Source organism: Halorubrum amylolyticum (assembly GCF_004114995.1).
Lineage (GTDB): Archaea > Halobacteriota > Halobacteria > Halobacteriales > Haloferacaceae > Halorubrum > Halorubrum amylolyticum.
On the sequence record NZ_SDJP01000015.1, the window covers coordinates 19022 to 35962 of the forward strand.

At 70.3% G+C, this 16941-nt stretch carries 16 protein-coding genes, 1 tRNA gene and 1 pseudogene; 7 read left to right on the top strand and 11 right to left on the bottom strand.

All coding sequences use genetic code 11. From position 1 onward, the window contains the following. The first annotated feature begins 87 nt into the window (after positions 1-87). The gene (locus ESO89_RS11120; protein WP_128905579.1) at positions 88-1236 is read left to right on the top strand and encodes an acyl-CoA dehydrogenase family protein; all 1149 of its coding nucleotides are present in this window, start codon (positions 88-90) and stop codon (positions 1234-1236) included. Positions 1237-1351: 115 nt separating this feature from the next. Here ESO89_RS11120 and ESO89_RS11125 read toward each other — a convergent pair whose 3' ends face one another. The 7 genes from ESO89_RS11125 to ESO89_RS11155 form a co-directional block, all read right to left on the bottom strand. Continuing rightward, positions 1352-2362, bottom strand: a complete 1011-nt coding sequence (locus ESO89_RS11125) for an ABC transporter permease (RefSeq protein ID WP_128905580.1) — start codon at positions 2360-2362, stop codon at positions 1352-1354. Next, a complete protein-coding gene (locus ESO89_RS11130; protein ID WP_128905581.1) occupies positions 2355-3092 on the bottom strand; it encodes an ABC transporter ATP-binding protein in 738 nt (245 codons plus the stop codon). The genes ESO89_RS11125 and ESO89_RS11130 overlap by 8 nt, the downstream gene beginning before the upstream one ends. A gap of 2 nt (positions 3093-3094) precedes the next feature. Further along, a complete protein-coding gene (gene nosD / locus ESO89_RS11135; protein WP_128905582.1) occupies positions 3095-4606 on the bottom strand; it encodes a nitrous oxide reductase family maturation protein NosD in 1512 nt (503 codons plus the stop codon). Continuing rightward, a complete protein-coding gene (locus ESO89_RS11140) occupies positions 4606-5421 on the bottom strand; it encodes a hypothetical protein (RefSeq protein WP_128905583.1) in 816 nt (271 codons plus the stop codon). The genes nosD and ESO89_RS11140 overlap by 1 nt, the downstream gene beginning before the upstream one ends. 46 nt (positions 5422-5467) lie before the next feature. Beyond that, positions 5468-7597, bottom strand: coding sequence for a TAT-dependent nitrous-oxide reductase (gene nosZ / locus ESO89_RS11145; protein WP_128905584.1), 2130 nt, complete (start codon positions 7595-7597; stop codon positions 5468-5470). Next, positions 7594-7968, bottom strand: coding sequence for a BlaI/MecI/CopY family transcriptional regulator (locus tag ESO89_RS11150; protein WP_128905585.1), 375 nt, complete (start codon positions 7966-7968; stop codon positions 7594-7596). Before ESO89_RS11150 ends, nosZ begins: the two co-directional genes overlap by 4 nt. A gap of 91 nt (positions 7969-8059) precedes the next feature. After that, the gene (locus ESO89_RS11155) at positions 8060-8887 is read right to left on the bottom strand and encodes a helix-turn-helix domain-containing protein (protein WP_128905586.1); all 828 of its coding nucleotides are present in this window, start codon (positions 8885-8887) and stop codon (positions 8060-8062) included. A 155-nt stretch (positions 8888-9042) separates the two neighbouring features. Here ESO89_RS11155 and ESO89_RS11160 point away from each other — a divergent pair, with 155 nt between their 5' ends. Beyond that, complete coding sequence (locus ESO89_RS11160) at positions 9043-9840, top strand: aldo/keto reductase (protein WP_128905587.1); 798 nt, start codon at positions 9043-9045, stop codon at positions 9838-9840. A gap of 15 nt (positions 9841-9855) precedes the next feature. On the opposite strand, the pseudogene ESO89_RS11165 reads toward ESO89_RS11160, so the two are convergent. Continuing rightward, positions 9856-10307 (bottom strand): annotated as a pseudogene (locus ESO89_RS11165) (hypothetical protein). Positions 10308-10452: 145 nt separating this feature from the next. Between ESO89_RS11165 and ESO89_RS11170 the strand changes: the two are divergent. Continuing rightward, positions 10453-12540, top strand: a complete 2088-nt coding sequence (locus ESO89_RS11170; protein WP_128905588.1) for a hypothetical protein — start codon at positions 10453-10455, stop codon at positions 12538-12540. 91 nt (positions 12541-12631) lie between these two features. Then, positions 12632-12781 (top strand): DUF7557 family protein, encoded by a 150-nt coding sequence (locus ESO89_RS18555; protein ID WP_164932781.1) that lies wholly within the window; start codon positions 12632-12634, stop codon positions 12779-12781. Positions 12782-12849: 68 nt separating this feature from the next. On the opposite strand, the gene ESO89_RS11175 is transcribed toward ESO89_RS18555, so the two are convergent. The 3 genes from ESO89_RS11175 to ESO89_RS11185 all read right to left on the bottom strand — a co-directional run bounded on the left by ESO89_RS11175 (position 12850) and on the right by ESO89_RS11185 (position 15454). Beyond that, positions 12850-13317: a DUF5799 family protein gene (locus ESO89_RS11175; RefSeq protein ID WP_128905589.1), complete on the bottom strand. Its 468-nt coding sequence runs from the start codon at positions 13315-13317 to the stop codon at positions 12850-12852. Between the two features lie 102 nt (positions 13318-13419). After that, a complete protein-coding gene (locus ESO89_RS11180) occupies positions 13420-14520 on the bottom strand; it encodes a mandelate racemase/muconate lactonizing enzyme family protein (RefSeq protein ID WP_128905590.1) in 1101 nt (366 codons plus the stop codon). 4 nt (positions 14521-14524) lie between these two features. Next, a complete protein-coding gene (locus ESO89_RS11185; protein WP_128905591.1) occupies positions 14525-15454 on the bottom strand; it encodes a 1,4-dihydroxy-2-naphthoate polyprenyltransferase in 930 nt (309 codons plus the stop codon). A 146-nt stretch (positions 15455-15600) separates the two neighbouring features. Between ESO89_RS11185 and ESO89_RS11190 the strand changes: the two genes are divergently transcribed. The 3 genes from ESO89_RS11190 (at position 15601) to ESO89_RS11200 (ending at position 16654) form a co-directional block, all read left to right on the top strand. Beyond that, entirely contained in the window at positions 15601-16143 is a 543-nt protein-coding gene (locus tag ESO89_RS11190) for a carboxymuconolactone decarboxylase family protein (RefSeq protein ID WP_128905592.1), read from the top strand. Positions 16144-16222: 79 nt separating this feature from the next. Then, a complete protein-coding gene (locus ESO89_RS11195) occupies positions 16223-16501 on the top strand; it encodes a DUF7111 family protein (RefSeq protein WP_128905593.1) in 279 nt (92 codons plus the stop codon). A gap of 68 nt (positions 16502-16569) precedes the next feature. Beyond that, positions 16570-16654, top strand: a tRNA-Leu gene (locus ESO89_RS11200). The last annotated feature ends 287 nt before the right edge of the window (positions 16655-16941 follow it).

Sequence of the window (16941 nt, forward strand, 5' to 3'; positions counted from 1 at the left end):
ATCGGGACGAAGGGAGCGGCACGTCGTCCGCGAAAAACGATCACGGTCGTTCGTATCTTTTATGCCACCGCGTCGCAATTCTTGCCCATGGACTTCGAGCTGCCCGCGGAACACCGGATGATCCGCGACACCGTCCGGGAGTTTTGCGAGGAGGAGATCCGGCCGATCGCCCAGGAGATCGAGGACGACCACCGGTTCCCCGCGGAGGTGTTCGCCGATCTGAACGACCTCGATATGATGGGCGTGCCGGTCGCCGAGGAGTACGGCGGGCTCGGCGGCGACCAGCTCATGTACGCGCTCGTCACGGAGGAGCTCGGCCGCGTCTCCGGCGGGATCGGGCTCTCGTACGCCGCCCACACCTCCCTCGGAGCGAAGCCGATCGAGCTGTTCGGGACGCCGGAGCAGAAAGAGGAGTGGCTCCGGCCGCTCGCCGAGGGCGGCGAGCTCGGCGCGTGGGCGCTCACGGAGCCGGGAAGCGGCTCCGACGCCTCGGACATGGACACGACCGCCGAGCACGACGCCGACGCCGGCGAGTACGTGTTGAACGGGACGAAGCAGTTCATCACGAACGCCAACGTCGCCAACAGCGTGCTGGTGAAGGCCGTCACCGACCCCGACGCGGGCTACGACGGCATCTCCACGTTCATCGTCGACCCGGACGCGGACGACGGGTTCGAGATCACGACCGTCTGGGACAAGATGGGACTCAACTGCTCGCCCACCTGTGAGATCTCGCTGGACGACGTGCGGATTCCGGAGGACCGGCTGCTCGGCGAGGAGGGCGAGGGGTGGACGCAGACGATGAAGACGCTCGACGGCGGGCGGATCTCCATCGCCGCGCTCTCGGTGGGGCTCGCGCAGGGCGCCTACGAGGCCGCCAAGGAGTACGCCGGCGAGCGCGAGCAGTTCGGCAAGCCGATCGCGAAGTTCGACGCGATCCGCGACAAGGTGGTCCACATGCACCGCCAGACCGAGCGCGCCCGCCTGCTCACGCACAAGGCGGCCACGACGTACGACGCCGGCGAGTCGGTCACTCGCGAGTCGGCGCTGGCGAAGCTCGACGCCAGCGAGGCCGCCCGCGAGGTGGCCGAGGAGGCGGTTCAGACGCTCGGCGGCTACGGCTACACCACCGACTTCGCGCCGCAGCGCTTCTACCGCGACGCGAAGCTGATGGAGATCGGCGAGGGGACGAGCGAGATCCAACACGTCGTGTTGGGCCGCGAGCTCGGATTGTGACCGAGGGGACGGAACTCGGAGGCCGTTCCCGGAGGTCACCCCCTGAGTCGCGCGATGACACCTGAATCGGAACGGTACCCCACGCCACACCACCGATCTCCCACGCCACACCCCTTCAAATCCGCTTCGCGCGCATCGCGACGGCGGCGACGACGACGCCGAGCGCGACCCACCCGAGCAGGACGCCGACCAGCACGCCGACGGAGAGCCCGCTGTCGAGCGCGGCCGCGAGCCCGGCGCCGCCCGCGTCGGTCGGGGCGAGCGCGAGCAGCCGATAGGTCGAGACCGGGTTGGCCGCGACCGCGGCGGCGACGAACCCGCCCGCGCCGTCGAGCGCGGCGAGCACGCCCATCGCGAGCAGGTCGTGGACCAAGGCGACCCACGCCCACACGAGGAGCGCGCCCGCGAGCGCAATCGTCGAGGCCGGCGCGAGCGCGGAGATCGCGACCCCGATCCCGAGCAGGGCGACGGCGACGGCGGCGGTCGCGAACAGGAACCACGCGAACGTCGGCCAGCCGGCGAGCCCGTACTCGCGGAGCAACAGTAGTCCGGGGACGCCGAAGCCGAGCACGACCGTGGAGCCGAGGACGGCCGCGCGACCGGCGAACACCCCGATCGCGGTCTCGGCGCGCGAGACCGGCAGGGTCAGGACGACGCCGAGTCGCCCGCGCTCGGCCGCGCCGATCACCGCGCCGTGGCCGAACGCCAGCGCCGCCAGCGGGACGAGGAACGTCGCCAGCTCGACGTAGCTCGCGACCACCGGCTCGTAGCCGGTCGGCGCGACCCCGGAGCCGCTGAACGTCGCCAGCAGGAGCGCGAACGCCGCGAAGACGACGGTCAGGCCGACCGTCCAGCCGCGGCGAGTCGTCAACCGCGTCTCCCGCCGCGCGATCCGCGCGACGATCCGGGGGCGCGGGAGCGGGATCGAGATCGTGTCGGCGTCGGTCTCGTGCGCGGTCTCGGACTCGTCGGCCGGATCGGCCGCCGCGGGCTCGTCTGTCGCCGCCCCACTCGCTCCGCTCGCCGCGGCCGCCCCGTCGAGGGCGACCCCGCCGTCCGTGGTCGGCTCGGGAGGCGTCGCGTCGGCGGCGCGTTCGCCGCGCTCGGCAGGGCTCTCTTCAGGCATCGCGACCACCCCCGGTGAGCGAGACGAACGCGCCTTCGAGCCCGTCCCCGTGGTCCGCGGCCAGTTCGTCGGGCGTCCCCTCGGCGACCAGCCGGCCGTCGTCGAGGACGCCGACGCGGTCGCAGACGCGCTCGGCCTCCCGGAGCGCGTGGGTCGCCAGCAGGATCGTCACGCCGGTCTCTTCGCGGACGCGGGTCAGCACGTCCCGGAGCGCGGCGACCCCGTTCGGGTCGAGCCCGGCGGTCGGCTCGTCGAGCAGGAGCACGGACGGGTTCGCGAGCAGCGCGGCCGCGAGCCCGAGCCGGCGGCGCATCCCCTTCGAGTAGCCGTCGATGGGGCGGTCGATCGCGTCGGCGAGCCCGACCGTCGCCGCGGCGCCCGCGATCCGCTCGGCCGCGTCCTCGGGGCTCGCGCCGATCCCGCGAACGTCTGCGTGGAACGCCAGCGTCTCGCGGCCCGTCTCGCCCGGCGGGAAGCCGGGGTCCTCGGGGAGGACGCCGATCGCCTCGCGGATGCGCCACCCCAGCTCCCGCACGTCGCGGTCGCCGACCGTGATCCCCCCCTCGTCGGGGCGGTCGTGGCCGGCGATCAGCCCGAACAGGGTGGACTTGCCGGCGCCGTTGGTTCCCACGAGGCCGTACGCCTCGCCGGACTCGACCGTGAAGTCGACCCCGTCGAGCGCCGGCACGTCGCCGTACCGTCTGTGAACGTCGGTGATGTCGATGCGCATGGTTACTGGTGGTGTTCGTCTCCGGGCTCGTCGTCGTACTCGGCGGCCGCGTCGACGGCCGCGGCGTACGGGCGATACGGCTCGATGTCGTGGGTGGGGCTCGCGAGCGGGCGGTGGTCGATGACCCCCGCGCTCTCGACCGCCGGGAACCGGCTCTCGACCAGCCGGATCGCGTCGAACGCCGGGCTGTCGGCGAACACGGCGGCGGCCGGGTGCTCCTGCACCAGTCGCTCGGCCGCGCCGGCCGGGCGGTGTCGCGCGTCACTCAGTCCGTCGCCGTCGGTGTCGGCGACGCGCGCGTCCGACCAGTAGTTCCCGCGGTCGGTGCCGTTCCATGCCACCAGCTCGCGGGTCGTCGTCAACACCTGCTCGTCGTTGTTCACGAAGCCGTTGCCGGCGACCGCCGTTCCCTCCGTGCCCGCGGAGTGGTGGACCCCCACGCCGTTCGCGTACAGGAGGTTCCCGCGCACCTCGTTGTCCTGCGCGTTGTAGAGGAACACCCCCTTGTCGTTGGCGACGAGGTCGTTGTCGCGGATCACGGAGCGGTCGATTTCCTTGAGCAGAATCCCGTGACCGCTCTTGCCGCGGTTCGCGACCGCGGTGTTGTTGACCAGCTCGATGTCCTCGCTGACCATCAGCGCGTACCCCACGTCGTTCTCGAAGGCGACGTTGTCCGCGAGGCGGTTGTTATCGGAGTACATGTAGTGGACGCCGTACCGCAGGTCCCACATCGTGTTCCCCGTCGCCTCGACGTTCGAGGCCCACGAGTAGTAGATCCCGTCGCGCACGTCGGTGATCTCGGTGTCACGGACCTCGGTGCCGTTCGTCTCCCAGAGGTTGATCCCGTTGCCGCGGTTCGCGAACCGCGGGGCCTGCGTCCCCTCGATCCGCGAGTCTTCGATCGTCACCCGATCGGCGCCGTTGACCCAGACGCCGAACGCGGCGTCGGTGAGGTACAGCTCCGTGAGGGTCGTCCGCGAGGCGTTCTCCGCGACGTACACCGCGGCGTCCTGCGATTCGAGGTCCTCGCCGGTGTCGTCGATCCAGACGCCCGCGACCGTGGCGTTCGCCGCGCGCACCTCGATCGTCGTGTCCTCGCCGCCCCCGTCGATCAGGGCGCCGTGGGTCGACTCCGCGCGGATCGTCACCCCCGGCTCGTCGACGACGACCGTCTCCGCGGGCTCGAAGACCCCCGCGAGTTCGATCGTGTCGCCCGGACCCGCGGCGTCGACCGCGGCGGACAGGTCGTCGTAGGCCTCGGTGTCGGCGGCTTCGCCGTCGCTCCCGTCGCGCACGAGGGTCGCGGTCCCCGCGTCGGTCGGGCGGTCCGGGTCGTACGTCGGCGGGTCGACGACCGGCTCGCTGTCGTTTCCGGCGTCGGCCGCGTCGCTCCCGGCGACCCCCCCGCCGGCCGCCGCGACGACGCCGCCGAGGACGACCGCGAGTACGACCGCGGCGGCGACGAAGGCCGCGCGCGCCGAGACGAGCCCGCCGATCGACGGGAGCCGGGACATCAGTTCACCCCCGTCCGCGTCCCGTCGGCGGTCCGCGTCTGTCCGTCTGTGAGGGGTTCGTCGGCCTCCGCGCCGGCCGGTTCGGCGGCCGGGCCGACCGTCTCGGGGTCGCCGTCTCCGTCGCTCCCGCCGCCCCGGTCGTCAGAGAGTCGGTCATGGACCGCTCCGGGGGCCTCGCCGATCGTGACCCGCGAGTCGCGGAGCAGGTACGCGGCGATCAGGAGCAGGAAGCCGAGCCCGGCGAGGTAGCCGCCGGGGCCGAACCACGCCACCCCGCTGATGTTGGCGATCTCGTAGCCGCCCAGAAGCGGGGGAGTGAACTCCCTGACTCCGACGACCGGGGCGTCCTCGCCGAGCGCGTGGCCCGCCTGGTACAGCCGGTACTGCACGATCGCGAACGTCCCCACGAACGCCACCGTCGCCCCGGCCAACTGGCCGAGCAGCCCCAGACGGAGCTTCCGGTCGGTCGGTGCGACCGCGACGAACACGCCCGCGGCCGCCACCGCGAGGAACACGACCGGGCCGAGAATCCACTCCGGCGCGGCGATCGCGTCCGCGTGGACCGCGTAGTTCGGATCGACGAACACCGGGTCCGGGTAGTAGAACCCGACGTAGTGGTTCAGCGCCTGCACCTCGGCGTAGTCGCCGCCGAGCCGCGGGTACGCGTACAGCTCGACGAGCAGCCCGTCGGGGTACTGGGGCGCTTCGAAGGCGATCTTCCAGACGGGCACCAGCAGGGCGACGACGAACATCGCCGCCGCCGTCACCGGGAGCGCCCGTCTGAGTTCCGTCAGTCGGTCGAGTGAGGCTGTCATGGCGTGGGGGTGGGTTGGGGGGTTGCGGTCGCGCGGCGGTGCGTCGTTACTCGTTCGGTTCGACGAGGATTCGCGAGCGCATCTCCAGGTGGAGCGCGCTACAGAAGTACGCGCAGTACGCCCAGAACACGCCGGGCTGGTCGGCCGTGAACGTCACCTCACGGGTGTCCTGCGGCGCCAGCGCGAGGTTGATGTCGTACTCCGGAATCGCGATCGAGTGGATCACGTCGCTCGTGGTCTCGACGTTCGATATCTTGAGGTGGACCTCGTCGCCCTCCTGCAGCGTGACCTCGGGGAAGGCGTACTCGTTGCGGCGCGCCCACATCTCGATCTCCACGGTACCGTCGTCGACCCGCTCGAAGGACTCCTCGCCCTCGGCGACGTAGTCGATCTCGTAGTCGTCGGTGTCCCACGTCTTCGCCGGCTCGATCTTGTCCTTGTGGACGATGCTGGCGTCGTGCGGTTCGGGGTACGAGGGCTTGTCCTTGATCAGCTGCATCCCGGCCTCGTCGTCGCCGATGTGGAACAGCTGGTCGTTCTCCGGGTGGATCGGCCCGACCGGAAGGAACCGGTCCTTCGAGAGCTTGTTCAGCGAGACGAGGTAGTCGCCCTGCGGCGACGCCGTGTACGACTCCGCGGCGATGAGGTGGCCGGGGTTGTAGTGCACGTCGTGCTTCTCGACGATCGGCTCCTCGGAGCCGGCCTCGGCCTCGACGGCGGCCTCGTAGTCCCACTTGACGACCTGCGAGTCGATGAACAGGGTCGTGTACGCGTGTCCCCGGTCGTCGTACGCCGTGTGGAGCGGCCCCATCCCGACGCGGGGCCGGCCGACGATGGACTCCTGCGGATCGTCGACCTCGGCGATCGCTTCGATGTCGATGACCGTACAGGTCGGGTCGAGTTTGCCGGAGGCGATGGCGTAGTTCCCGTCGGGCGTCACGCTGACGCCGTGCGGGCTCTTCGGCGTCGCCACGTACCGGACGATCGGCCGGTCGCCCCCGTTCAGCGAGCTGTCCATCGTCCCGTCGACGACGGGCACGCCGCTTATCTCCTCGTACTCGCCGTTCTCGACGGCATCCCAGATCGCGGGGATGTCGAACGCCTTCACGTAGTCGCGGTCCGATCGGGCCATCTCGGACTCCGTGACGCCCTCCTCGCTGTTGTAGCCGGTCGCGAAGAACCAGCGGCCCTCCTTGCCGCCGTCCCCGTTGTCCATGTTCCCGTCGACCTCGACCTGCCACTCGACGTCCATCGTCTCGGGGTTGATGGCGGTGAGGACGGAGCCGTACTCGTCGGGGCTCTGCACGTCGCGTCCGTCGTTCGGCATCGGCACGCGGAACTCGCCGACGCCGAAGACGAGCTGCGTGTCGGGCAGCTGCATACACGCGCCGTGAACGCCCTGACAGTTCGGGACGTTCGTGATCGCGTCCGTCTCGAAGTACTCCAGGTCGACGCGGGCCATCCGCCCGTTCGCCTTGTCGTTGACGAACAGCCAGCGCCCGTCGTAGTCGTTGTCGGTCTGGGAGACGCGCGGGTGGTGGGTGTCGCCCCACACGTGGCCGTCGCCCTCCTCTTCCAGCATCTGGCTCGACTTCGCGTCGTGGCCGTAGCCACGGGCGCTCTCCGCCTGGAACACCGGAATCCGCATCAGCTCCCGCATCGACGGGAGTCCGACGACACGGATCTCGCCGGTGTGACCGCCGGAGAGGAACCCGTAGTACTCGTCGTGCTCGCCCGGTGCGACCTTATGCTCGCCGCTGGCGGCCGCGCCGCCCGAGTCGCCTCCCTCCTCGTCCGCGAGGATGCTCGTACAGCCGGCGAGGCCGCTCATGGCCCCGACCGCGGCGCCGGCCTTCATGAAGTCGCGCCGCCCGAGTTCGAGGCGCGGGAGATCGAGGGTCGGGCGCTTCGCCGCGGTCGCGTCGGTCCCCTTCGCGGTCGAGGCGATGTCGCGCTCGTGGTCGGTCAGCAGGTGCTCGATCGTCCGTCCGTCGACGATCTCCGGCTCGTCGGTCGCCGATTCCGAGCCCGTCTCGGTCGCGTTCGCCGTCTCCGCGTCGTTCGCGGTCGCGTTCGCCGTCTCCGCGTCGTTCGCGGTCGCGTCCACCGACTGCTCGTCGGCGTGTTCGTCGGTTCGTGCCGTCCGCTCGTCGCTCGCGTTCGGATCTATAGTCATTGTTGGGTGGTGGCGTCGGCTTCGTCGCCGTCGCGTTCCGTTCGGACCGTTCGAGCGAGCCGCTCGATCGCCGGCTCGCCGAGCACCGTCCGGATCTCGTCGGCGAACTCCGGGACCAGTCGCTCGCGGGCGGCCTCGACGTCGAACCGGTAGCGGTGCCGCGTTCCGCCGCGGTACCGCTCCGACTCTCGGTCGACGAACCCCTTCTCGACGAGTCGGTCGACGGTCCGCTTGACCGTCGTGTACGCGACGTCGTCGCCGCGGCCCTCGACCGCGTCGAGCAGGTCGCGTGCCGTGAGGGGGTCGTCGGCGCGCCGCAGGACGGCGAGGAGCTCGCGTTCCCGCGGTCCGAGCTGTGTCCACTGAGTCATTGGTGACCGGAGCCGAACCGATGGGTTCGACCCCGCAACTGATCACTACGGTCGAACCCCCCGGATAGCTGGCGGCGAACTGTTCGGAGGTTTAAGTACCGTCTCCGAACGCCTGCGAGAAGAGCGTGTCCGTCACGGTCCGGAGGTGCTCCGAGACCGTGGACTTCGCGAGGTCGAGATCGGCGGCGATCTCCTCCGCGGAGGCGCCGTCGCCGTTGAAGTACCCCTTCTCGGCCGCGACGGCGGCGACCTCCGCCTGTCGATCCGTCACGCCCGCGAGATCGACCGGGACGACATCTCTGCACGCGTCGCCCTCGGCGCTCCGGTCTCCGCGATCGACGCACAGGCGGCGGAGCTCCACCCCGAGCCCGGCGGCCTCGCACTCGTCGACGATCGCCTGTAGCTCCTCGTGGCCCGTCAGCACGAACGAGACGAGCAGCTCGCCGTCCTCCATCTCGCTCCGGCGCGGCGACACCGGGAAGTTCGCGAACGCCGACGGGAGCCCGCCGCACGAGCAGCCCTCGCAGGCGATCTCCCCCGCGGGGGGCGAAGACGACTCGGGCGTCGCCCCCGAGGACCCCTCGGCGACTGCCCCCGAGGACGGTTCCGCGGCCGGCGGCGCGGACGGACCGGCGGCGGCGTCGGCTCCCGTCTCGGCCTCCGGCGCGTCGATCGCGACCCCGCCGTCGGTCGCGGGACGCTCACAGGTGATCTCGTAGCGGCCGTGCGCTTCACCGGCGAACTCGACGAGATCGAGGCCGCTCGGCGGGTCCTCGGGCGGGTCGGGGGCGACGAACTCGACGCGGGCGTCGTCGGCGTCGACTCGGAACTCCTCGACCGCAGTGATCGACGAGAGCGCGGCCACGGGACAGCCCTCGCAGGCCGAGACCGCGAGTTCGACGTGAATCCCGTTGGTCATGTCTGTACGTAGGGGCGCTATGGGCCATATAACGACGAGAGGTTTCCAGCCCGATGAAAACGCTTCGAGGGGGCCGACACCGCCCTCGAGGCCGGCTCCCCGCGATCCGTTCCGGTGAGCGCGCCCTTTTCCCGTCTCGGGCGGTACCGAGAGCCATGCCGCCCCTCGAACTCCCGCTCGGCCTCGGCACGTCCGGCCTTGACGACCCCGCGGAGTGTGCCGCCACCGTGACCGCCGCCCTGGAGGCGGGGTACCGCCACGTCGACACCGCCCAGATGTACGGCAACGAGGCGGCCGTCGGCGAGGGAATCACCGCGGCCGACGTCGACCGCGACGATGTGATCGTTGCCACGAAGGTCCACCCCGACAACCTCGCCCCCGAGGACGTCCGCGAGACCGCCCGCGAGAGCCTCGACCGGCTGGGGCTCGACCGCGTCGACCTCCTGTACGCCCACTGGCCGACCGGGGCGTACGACCCGGCGGCGACGCTCCCGGCGTTCGACGCACTCTGCGAGGAGGGGCTCACCGACCACGTCGGCGTCTCGAACTTCACGCCGGAGCTGTTTCGGGAGGCCGATCAGATCCTCGACGCGCCGATCGCCGCCCATCAGGTGGAGTGTCACCCGCAGTTCCAACAGCCGGCGCTCCGCGAGCTCGCGGCCGAGCGCGACCACCGGCTCGTCGGCTACTCCCCGCTGGCCCGCGGAGACCTGTTCGACGACGACGAGCTCCTCGCGATCGCCGACCGCCACGGCCTCTCCCCGTCGATCCTCGCCCTCGGCTGGGCGGTCGCTCGCGGCGTGACCCCGATCCCGAAGGCGACCGGCAACCACGTGACCGAGAACCTGCGCGCGGCCGACGCCGCGGTCCCCGAGAGCGCCCTCGACGCGATCGACGCGCTGGAGCGCGGCGAGCGCCGGATAGACCCCGACGACGCGGCGTGGAACCGGTGAGCGAAAGGAGACCGCTCAGACCGCGTCCAGCCGCGCCCGAAGCTCCGCGTCCGCCCGGTCGACGAGCGACTCCAGCGGCTCGTCGAGATACGTCGCCCACTGGTCGATGAAGCCCGAGCGCCCGAGCATCCGGACGACCTCGTACACCGGGCGCCGCTCGGCGAACCCCGGCGGGAGCCCGCCGGCGCGGTGGCGAGGTACGGCACCGACGCGTTCGGGTCGCCGGCCAGCACTCCGGGACCCGCAACCGACCGCTCCGCGTCGAGGTACCGGAGCACGGCCAGCTCGCGGGCGATCCGGGTTCCGTCGTCGTCGACCGCGACCTTACAGAACGCGCGATCCCCGTCGGCGAAGGCGACGCCGACCGTCTCGTTGGCGCCGTTCCACGACGGCCCGACCCCGAACGTCCGGTCGACGGTTCGGTCCGGAAACGCCTCGCGGAGAGCGGTCGCGACCCTCTCGTCCATACTCGCGTGTCACGCGCACCGGATGTTAAGGCTGCTGTCACGCTTGTTACCACGCGGCAGTGAAATCTGGTTACAGCGCGCCGAAGTCGGCGGATATCGGGGATGACCGACAGTCTCATATTTGTTGTCGGAGTATCGGAAGGTCGTGACCGACGATTCGATCGACGGTCGGATCGGATTCGAGACGGACGGGCGGACGCTGCGTATCCGGGACGCCTTAGAGGGCGAGGAGTTCCCGCTCCGCTTCGATCGGGAGCCGCAACCGCGGCCGGCGCTGCCCGACCTGTTCCCGGTTCCCGTCGATCGGGCCGTCAGCTTCGAGGCCGAATCGGTCTCGATCCCCTCCTACGCGTCCGTCATGCTCCGCAACGCCCACGGGGAGCTCGTCGCGCGGCTCGACGAGTCGATGGACTTCCCGCGAGCGACGTACTTCCTCGACGTCAGCGGGGTGACGAAGGCGTTCGTTCGGATTCCGGATATGGAGGTCTCCGCGACGGGAATGGTCGACTCGGAGGCCGTCGAGCTGACGTTCGACCGCCCGACCACCGTCACCGTCGGCGCGCGATCGCTGCACACTCGGCCGGAGGCGACGATCACCGTTCCCGAGGACCCGACCGCGCTCGCCGAGGCGGTGTCGGTGCTCGGCTCGTCGATCAAGGAGTTCACCCCCGAGCGCTCGTGGCCGACGCTCCGCGGGTACCCGCCGCGGCTCCGCGTCGGCGACGAGCTCGACATCCCGAGCCCGCTCGTCACCCCCGACACCGGCGTCGAGGTCGTCGTTCGGCCCACGTACGCCGACGTCTTCCGACTCTCCACGCTGGCGTACTACCTCGGCGCTCGGGTCGTCGTCGGCGACGCGCCGGCGATCCGGCTCGACACCGGCTACGTCGAGTCGCTGCCGACCGAGGGCGTCGCGCTCGAAGAGCGCGTCGAGGAGCTGCTCCGGACGTGGCTCTTCCTCGACACGCTCGCGCGGACGGATGGGTACTTCGAGTCCGACCGCCACGAGTACGACCTGGTAGGCGCGGAACTCCCGTTTTACCCGCCGAATCTCGCTGAGCTGTCGATGAGCGAGCGGCTGATGGAGTATCTCGAGATCGACCCGGAGACCGTCATTCCGTACACGCCGGCGTGGCCCACCGAGGCGGTGCTCCGGCCGGTTCCCGAAGCCGCGGAGCTGCTTCCCCATCTCGCACATGTTCTCGCTCCGGTCCGTGTTCGGGGATCGTCGGAGCCGACGGCGGACGACCCGGTCGCGCTCGCGACATCGCCGTGGTCCGACATCGGATATTCCACCCCCAATGCCGAATTCGTTCCAAATCCGGACACCGATCCAATTCCCACCGAAACCGCGGTGTTGACGCGTGAAAGCTACGAGAACCATCTCGACAGATCCATAACCGCACCAGGAGAGATCAGCGTCGTCGTGCTGGTCGGCTCGCCGGAGCGGGGAAGCGCGGTCCGCCACGTGATCGCCGATCGGGGTATTCCGGAGGACGTTGGATCGTGGGAAGTCCTCGAATCGCCGGACGCAGAAGCAGTCTCTTCTGTCTTCTCCGACGTCGATGTCGATATCGTACAGTGCGGACTCCCAACCAAACAGCATCGGGTCATTACCGCAGCCGGGGATGTCAACCTCAACGACCTCGACGAAGCCCCGGCACTAACCGTGTTCGAGGAAACCAGAAACCCTGCGATCGGGATTTCGACGGTCGAGAACGGCGGCCTGTCGTCTATCATCGTCGATGAATCGATCGATATCGGCTCGTTTCGTTCGCTCGTTGCGTTACTGGCAGGAGGAGCACCCACTGGCACGAGCGTTTCTCTGGCTGCCATCGGAGACACGGCCCCGACACGGATCGTCGGTGATCCCGGCGCCGTGATCGCTTCCAACGCCACTTTGACGCTGCAGGTGAACCGTATCTTGTCTGACTCCTCTAACGCACACCGGATCGAGCGGATGTCCGTACTCTCACTCTTTGCGCGGCTCGGCGTCGAACAGCGACAGATCTTCGACAGATTTGACTCGACGAGCGAGTTGTCGGGAAGAGGGTGGATCGACGGACCGACACTCGACTCCTCCGAGCTGCTCACGCTCCTCGATCAGGACGACTCGATCGTCCGTCTCAACGGGCGTCTCCTGTTGCCGGAAGATGTCGGGACCGAGGCCGACATCGAGGAGTTGGCTCGACGACACCTCTCTGGAGACAGCGAACCGACGGATCGCGCGTGAGAACGACGCTCCGAGCGAGGTAGCCAGAATCGTGGGGGGCGGTTCGCCACGACCGAGAACTTTTATTTTCGCTGCCGACGAACCCCCACGCATGCCTCAGATCCACCTCGACGAGGCGACGGTCGAGCGGCTGGACGCGCTCCGGATGGACGACGAGGAGTACGACGAGATCGTCAGCGAGCTCATCAACATCTACGAGGCCGAGGAGCTGACGCTGTTCCGCGGGAGCGACCTCGAATAGCGGTCTCGGGAGCGTGACCGCAAAGCTCCGCCGCCCGCGTCGCCGGCCTCACCCGGCCCTACCCGCTCTTACTCCTGATACGCGACCCGCACCTGTTCCCACCTCCCGACCTCTTCGAGGTGCGCCTGTAGCTGGTCGGCGTACTCCTGGACGAGCCGCTCGGCCGCGTCGAGCTCCTCGTCGGAGGGGCCGTTGGTTCCGCCTCCGCCGCCGAGTCCGAGCGCGCCCTTGATCGAGTCGACGAGGCCGCCGCCGGAGCCGCCGGACCCCCCGCCGCCGGAGCCGCCGGGGGCGCCGCCCATCGCCGCGACCTGCGACCGGACGTTCTCCAGCTCCGGCATGATCGCCGGGAGGCTGGAGGTGTCGGCGACGATCCGGGCGTCCTCGGGGTCGTCGGCGTCCTCGATCTCGAACTCGGTCGCGGTCATGATCAGCCCCCACTCCTGACTGGAGAACCGCGAGCCCGACACTCGGTCGGTAAACTGGTTGTCGACGGTCATGCGCTCACCGACGATCGCGTCTGTCCACTCGCTCATACCCGTCTCTTCGGCGGTGGCGGTAAAAGCCCCTTCCCTCCGCCGCGAGCGGACTCCGCCGAGTTCGCCTTCGCGCCTGCGACTCTCGTCGTCGACGCCGAGCTACGGCAGGTCGTCGAAGGCGTCGCCGGCGAGCCCGGGCGCGCTCGGCACCGTCACCGCGCCGTCCGAGACCGGACAGGGGTCAGGTGCGAGGTCCGCGTCGAGCAGCGAGCCGGTGGCGAGCCCGCAGGGGGCCACCTCCGGAATCGCGGCGGCGACGTGGACCGCCGCGGTGCGCGCGACGACCGCGTCGACCGTGGTGGTGACGACCGGCTTGGCGCCGGCCTCGCGTGCGCGCTTCGCCGCCGCCAGCGCTCGGTCCGGCCCGCCGAGCGCCATCGGTTTCAGGACGACGGCGTCGGCCGCGCCGGCGTCGATGACCGCGTCGAGCCCGCGGCTCGCGAGCGACTCGTCGAGGGCGATCGGCACTTCGATCTGACGTTCTCGGAGCGCGGCCGCCCCGTCGAGGTCGTCGGCCGGCAGCGGCTGTTCGAGGTACGCGAGGTCGAGCGGGGCGAGCCGCTCGACCGCTTTTTCGGCGGTCTCCCGGTCCCACGCGCCGTTGGCGTCGGCTCGGAGGGAAATGTCGTCGCCGACCGCCCGCCGAACGGCCCGGAGGCGGTCGATGTCGGCGTCGAGGCTCCGGGCGCCCGCTTTCACCTTCAGGCAGTCGAACCCCCGCTCGACCGCGTTCTCGGCCGCGTCGACGGTGGCGTCCGTGTCGCCGTCGCCGATCGTCGCGTTGACCGGGACCGTCTCGGCGGGCTCGGGACGGTCCTCGGTCTCCGCGAGATGCTCGGCGAGTGAGCGCCCGGCGTCGCGGGCGGTTGCATCTGCGAGCGCGAGGGAGAGACCGTGGCGCGCGGCCGGCGTCTCGGTGGGGTCGAGTCGATCGAGCGCGTCGGGCGCGAGCGCCGCGGCGTCGCTGTCGTCGGTTCCGACTCGCACCTCGCGAAGCGCCGCCTCGCACGCCGACCGCGACTCGGTCCAGCCGGGGAGCGGCGTCGCCTCGCCGATTCCGGGCGCGGGAACCGATACGCGGTCGGATTCGGGGTTGGATTCGGGATCGACGGCGACGAGGAATCCCTCGCGCCGCTCGATGGGTCCGCGTGCCGTTTCGAGGGGGCTCGTCAGTCCGAGCGAGAAGGGGCGGAGCCGCATGGAGTCAGACCGCGAGCCCGACGGCGAACGCGACCGCGTACGCCGCGAGGAGCTTCCCGGTCGATTCGAGGGCCGGATTGAGTGCGTCGCCGGCGGTCTCGGTCAGCACGGTGCGGGCGACGCCGGCCGCGAGCGGGAGCGTCGCCAGCGGGAGGAGCGCGGCGAGCCCGTACCCCTCGGCGAGGAACCAGAGGGGGGTGAGGTACGCGAGCGCGAGCAGCGCGAGGAACTGCCCCCGCGAGAACCGGTAGCCGAACCGAACCGCGAGGGTGCGCTTGCCCGTCTCCGCGTCCTCCTCCAAGTCGCGGACGTTGTTGACGACGAGGATGTTCGTCGAGAGCGCGGCGACCGGGAGACTCGCGACGACGGCCGCGAGGGTGACCGTTCCCTCCGGGGGCAACAGGGGGAACGCCTCGCCCGCGAGCGCCGCGGCTTGCACGTAGTAGGTGCCCGTGACGGCGATCACGCCGAAGAAGACGAACACGAACAGGTCCCCGAGCCCGTGGTAGCCGAGCGGGTAGGGTCCACCGGTGTACGCGATCCCGGCGGCGACCGAGGCGAGCCCGATCGCGAGGATCGGGACGCCCCCGACGTACACGAGGGAAGTCCCCACGAGGATCGCGGCCGCGAACGTGAGCCACATCGCCCGCTTCACCTCCGCGGGCTCGATGAGGCCGCTGGCGACGACGCGGGTGAACCCCTCGCGGGCGTCGGTGTCCGCGCCCTGAATCGCGTCGTAGTAGTCGTTCGCGAAGTTGGTCCCGACCTGAATCAGCGCCGCGCCGACGAGCGCCGCGACCGCGGGCAGCGGGGCGAACGCCCCGTCGTGAACCGCGAGCCCGACGCCGACGATCACCGGCGCCGCCGCCGCGGGGAGCGTCTGCGGCCGCGCGGCGATCACCCACGCTCGCCGCCACGACACTTCGGTACTCATTGTCACCGGTAGGGCCGTGCCGTCCCTTAAGCTTACCATCCGGGCGAGCGGCGGCACCGCGTTCCGCTGACCGTGCCGGCCGCGCCGATCGCGGCGAACGCTACCGAGTCGCACAAGCCTATCACCGCGGGCGGCGAGACGCAGCCATGGCCCGCGTACCCTACGTCGACGCGTCGGACGTGCCGGACGAGTACGAGGAGTTGCTGGAGTCGTCGCTACAGGGGAAGCCCCTGCACGTCTACCAGTCGATCGGCAACAACCCTGCGGTGCTCGCGGGGCTGCGGTCGTTTCTCGGCTCGCTGTGGACCGACAGCGGGCTCTCGGACCGCGAGCGAGAGCTGGTGATCCTCGCGGTCGCCCGCGAGACGACGAACCGCTACGAGTGGCACCAGCACGTCAACATCGCCCGCGGGGTCGGGATCGACGACGAGGTCATCGCCGCGGTCGGAGCGGGCGACCGCGGTCCCCTCGACGGCGACGAGACGGCGCTCGTCGAGTACGCGCTCGCGGTCGTCCGCGGCGAGGTCGACGCGGTCGTCCACGACGAGGTTGCCGCCCGGTACGACGACGAGGCGGTCGTCGGTATCGCCGCGGCCGCGAGCGGGTACGAGGCCCTCGGCGGGCTCATCGACGCGTTCGACCTCGAACTGGAGCCGGGGACGGCGTTCCACGGGTGGGACCCACGGTAGGTCGGGGGCGGAGAGCCGATCGATCGACAGCGACCCCGCCGACCGACAGATACGACAGGGACCGGAGCGTACCGTGCGCATGAGCGACACGACGGGAGGCGAAGGGGACGGAATCGCGGCGCGCTACGAGGAGACCGGCGGCGAGCGGCTCCTCACCTTCTCGATCGACGGGCGGGAGGCGACCGTCGCCCAGAACGTCGACGGCTACGCGATGCTGAAGGTCCGACCGGGACCGACCGGCGACGAGCTGGAACGGTACTACGGGCTCGACATGGCGCTCGATCACGCCGCCGAGCTGCTCGGCGTCGCCGTCCCAGACCTCCCGGTCCCCGAGGCCGCCGCCGACATGGGAATGTGAGACGCGATCGGTCGCCCTCCCGCGGCGTCCGTCAGGTTCTTGAGTCGGTTCCGCCTACGCTCGGTCGCGCGCGGGTTGCCGAGCCAGGCCAAAGGCGTAGCGCTTAGGACGCTATCCCGTAGGGGTCCGCCGGTTCAAATCCGGTCCCGCGCACTGAGCGAAGGAGCGTAGTGACTGAGCGAGGGAGCAGGAGCGGATTTGAGCCCCGCGAGAAAGGCGCAGCGAACGGAGTGAGCGAGCATTTCTCGCCACGGTTCAAATCCGGTCCCGTGCACTCTTTACCTCCCGTTTTGTTTTATCTGGTCACAACATGGGTGAAACAAACATCGATAGACCGAATACGCTAGAACGCTGTCCCGCTTTCGATTCAGGTAGCTTGTCCGGCGTCTTGGTCTGGGAGGGTTGAACGGAGAGGATATTCGTCGGCTCAGTTGTCGAGG